The organism is Streptomyces lunalinharesii (genome assembly GCF_039532155.1).
GTDB lineage: Bacteria > Actinomycetota > Actinomycetes > Streptomycetales > Streptomycetaceae > Streptomyces > Streptomyces lunalinharesii.
Map to the genome: position 1 here is coordinate 1 of NZ_BAAARK010000095.1, position 3,039 is coordinate 3,039.

Annotated in this window: 2 protein-coding genes; both read right to left on the bottom strand. The window is 70.4% G+C overall.

Features of this window, described 5'->3' with window-relative positions; all coding sequences use genetic code 11:
* Positions 1 to 280: 280 nt before the first annotated feature.
* Positions 281 to 1,666 (bottom strand): alpha/beta hydrolase family protein, encoded by a 1,386-nt coding sequence (locus ABD385_RS41010; protein ID WP_344585344.1) that lies wholly within the window; start codon positions 1,664 to 1,666, stop codon positions 281 to 283.
* 668 nt (positions 1,667 to 2,334) lie between these two features.
* The coding region (locus ABD385_RS41015) for a helix-turn-helix transcriptional regulator (RefSeq protein ID WP_344585346.1) at positions 2,335 to 3,039 on the bottom strand (705 nt) is incomplete at its 5' end.

The following is a 3,039-nucleotide window of genomic DNA, read 5'->3' on the forward strand; positions in this document are numbered from 1 at the left end:
GGGAGGTGCCGGCGACCCCGTCATCGACCAACCACGGCTCGGCCTGCTCTTTCGGGGCCCGGACTCGCACCGCCGGCACCACGTCGATCCAGTTCGGTGGCGTTGCGTGTGGAGAGAGCCAGCACACCGGGATACCGGGCGCGGTACCTCGCCGTGCGGGCCTGGATGTCGTCGTCGGTGATCGGCGAGGGCTGGGCCTCCCACGCCATGGGACGGGGCACCGTGGGGCGCCGTTGACGAGCGGCAAACCAGGTGACAAGTAACCCGTCAGTAGCCTTTGCTACGGCGTCGCCAGGCCCCAGAACAGTGCCCAGGGAAGGAACAGCGCGCTCGTGAGACCCAGTAGCCCGAGTCGGGCGTTGGTCCGGCCCGGGACTGAGGCCCTGACTCGCCACCAGTTCACCCCTGTTGCCACGGCCGTCAGTGCCGTTGCGGCTGTGAGGAGTTGCAGGATGAGCCAGAGCACCGGACGGTTGCCGAGCATCGGACCAGGGGTCAGGGTCATCGCCACGAAGGCGAAGTAGCCCAGAAAGCAGAGCAAGGTGGCCAGTCCTGCCGCGGCCAGCCATCGCGGTGCCCACCCCGCCCCGGGAGCACACGGGCGCCTGCGCAGGCTGCGTACCAGTTCCCCGAGCAGATACGCGGCGAACGAGACGACCATGAGTACGAATGCTGCGGTCTGCACTGCGGGCGCCTGGTATTCGGGGAGAGGGGCCAGAGCATGGCTTCGCCTCACCTGGTGAGGCAGGGCATCGTTCATCCGGTGTCCGTGGCCCGCGACCCAGGCTGCCATGGTGTCGACGTAGCCGGGCACCAGTTGCTCGCCCCGCTGGAACCCGTCGGAAGAGGTGTGCAGTTTGTGATCAGCGTACGGGAAGAAGCGGAGGGTCACGTCGGTGTTGCCGCCCTCCCCCAGCGCCTCCTCGATGGCGACGGCGCTCTCCGCCGGGGGCGACTTCCGGTCCTCACCCCACAGGGCGAGGACCGGTTGGTGCACGCGCCGCAGTGCCGGCAGCGGGTCGTAGTCCGCCTCGGCGAGCAGGCCGGCGTCTGCAAGGAACCGCGTGCCGGTGACGGATACCGTCCCCAGCAGCGATCCTGCGACACCTTCGTGCCGAAGGCTGTTCTCAGCGGACCACGCCGATTGCCGGGCCGGGGACACCCCGGATGCTCCGACCAGCACCACGTACGAGACCTGTGCCGAACGCGAGGCCGCAAGCGGAACGACCCAGCCACCCTCGCTGAACCCCCAGAGCCCGACCTTGCGCGGATCCACATCGGCGCGCCCGTGCAACAACCGGACACCCGCCAGGGCATCGCCGGCGAGTTGAGCATAGGACCGCCGCGTCAGCGAGTATCCCGCGGTCCGTTTGTCGTAGCTGAGGACCACGAACCCGGCCCGTGCCATAGCCCGCACCTCGGCCCGGTACTTCGCCCGAGTCTCCGGACCCGCACCGTGCACCAGCACGACCCCGGGCCGCCGCACTCCTGCCGTCCCGGCAGGTGCCGTGACCGTGCCGTGCAGTGTCACACCCCCACTGCGGAACTCCACACTCTGCTCGACGTCCTGCCCCGCCCGGGCGGAATCCGCTGCCACGGCCACCCCGCTCGCCGTCGCCCAAACTGCCAGCACCGCCGTCAGACACACAGCCCACCAGGCCCGCATACCGCCCCCTGACCGTCGAACCCCCGGCCCGACAGCCTGGACCGGCTACTCCTCGCCGATCGTGCTGCACATGACGGCGACAGCCAATCCAGCAAGCCCTCCAGCAGTGAGGGGGACAGCACCACCCACCGCCTGAGGAAATCCCGCCTGGACAGCGAGAGTCGTGAAGCCGCTACGAAGAAGAACACGGCCCCGGAGCGTTCACGGGGCCTCCCCTTGCCGGACTCAGGAAGCCGGTGCCAGGCGAGGTCCGCGAAGAGCGTGGCCGCGTAGGCGGACGACAGCAGCCGGCCGGGCCCGCGCTGCCTTGTGGTGCGGGCAGCCGCTCGGCGGGGGTTCCGGCGGCTGCGACCATGAGGCCGAAGGCCAAGGCGAGACCGGCCAGGTGGAAGCCGCCGAGGGCGGTCTTGGCTGTGGCGCCGGTGAGGTTCTGGTTGTGGGTGGTGATCTGCCCGGTGGTGTAGCAGGCGTCCCGGATGACCAGCGTGGCCACCGCCAGGATGATGACGTGTGCGCCGGCGGGGAGCCACTTCGGCTCCTGGACAGGCCGATTTCGCTGTCGGGGTGGTCGACGCGCTCACCGCCGGTGTCGAGGGCGTGGCCTGTTTCTCAGGGCGTCATCGCCATCCAAGACGATCCACGTGGCCCGGGGAGCAGGTAGGTGGCGGTCAGGTGACTGTTTCCCATGCCGCGAGCAGCGGCAGGTTCCGGGCGGTGGACGAGTCCGGTTCGACGGTGTAGACGATGAGCCGCTGGTCGGGGTCGCGGGGTTTCTCGACCGACTCGATCCCGAACTCCAGCGGCCCGGCCACCGGGTGCGCGATCCGCTTGCCCACCGACGTACGGTCGGTGACGCCGTGGTCGTCCCACCAGCGTGCCACGTCCGGGTCGCCGGTGCGCAACTCGGCGATCAGTGCGGCAAGGCGCCGGTCACCGGGGTGCCGGCCGGCCTCGTATCGCATCGCGCCGACGGCCGGCGCGGCGAAATCGGCCCAGTTCACGATGCGTTCGCGGGCGAGTGGGTCGAGGAAGAGCCAGCGCAGGAAGGAAGAGCCTGGCTCCATCGGCGCACCGAGCACGGCGGTGAGTAGCGTGTTGCGGGCCAGGACCACGCCGCGGCGGCCGAGCAGCAGACCCGGCACATCGAGGTTGTCCATCAGCCGCAGCAGGCCGGGGTCCGCCCGCTGCGCCGCGCTGTCATCACGTGGGGCGCGCCGGATGGGGGTGGCGAGGTGGCGAAGGTGCTCGCGCTCCACGCCGTCGAGTCCGAGCGCCCGCGACAGCGCCTCCACGACGTCCTCGCTGATCGTCGGCTGCCGCCCCTGCTCGATACGGCTGTAGTGGTCCGGGCTGAGCCCCGCGAGCACGGCCAG

What these genes read in the sequence shown, in the direction of transcription:
- ABD385_RS41010 (WP_344585344.1), bottom strand. Translation starts at nt 1,666, where the DNA reads ATGCGGGCCTGGTGGGCTGTGTGTCTGACGGCGGTGCTGGCAGTTTGG.